The organism is Campylobacter sp. RM5063, assembly GCF_024723655.1.
Classification (GTDB): Bacteria; Campylobacterota; Campylobacteria; order Campylobacterales; family Campylobacteraceae; genus Campylobacter_D; species Campylobacter_D lari_D.
Genome location: NZ_JANQDA010000070.1, coordinates 1 through 498, shown reverse-complemented (window position 1 = coordinate 498; position 498 = coordinate 1). Strand labels below are relative to the sequence as shown.

Annotated in this window: 1 pseudogene; it reads right to left on the bottom strand. The window is 25.7% G+C overall.

The window, feature by feature from the left end:
* A pseudogene (locus CAMP5063_RS08410) lies at positions 1 to 498 on the bottom strand (alpha-2,3-sialyltransferase); the annotation flags it as partial.

Genomic DNA, 498 nt, shown 5'->3' with positions numbered 1-498 from the left:
AAACCACATCTTAACATATCCACCTTTATACCAAGTTTTATTAGCTTTTATAAGAGCTTGTCCTAGTTTATAAGAAAGATGATTTTTAAGTTTTAAGGCTTCTTTATAATCAGGATATGATTCTAAAGGAGGTAATTTTAAAGAAGGATCTTTTTTTATTTTTTCTTGATAGATTTTTTGTTCTTGTTTGTGTGAAATTATTATACTTAATAATGCCATAGGCATTATTAAGTAACCTAAGCAAGATTTTGAATTTACTATCATAGCTTGACCTAATTTATATGAGAGTTGGTTTTGAATTCTTATTTTGGCTGTGCCGTATTTGGTTTGGAAGGATAGTTTAGATTGGGCTTGATTGAGTTGAGTTAAATTTTCTTGTATGTTACTTTGTAATTGATTGATGTGATTTATTTTAGAATTTATAATATTGTCTTTTTCTTTTATGGTTTTATTAAGAACATTGTTTGAATTTTGTATTTGTATTAATTTAGCTTCATT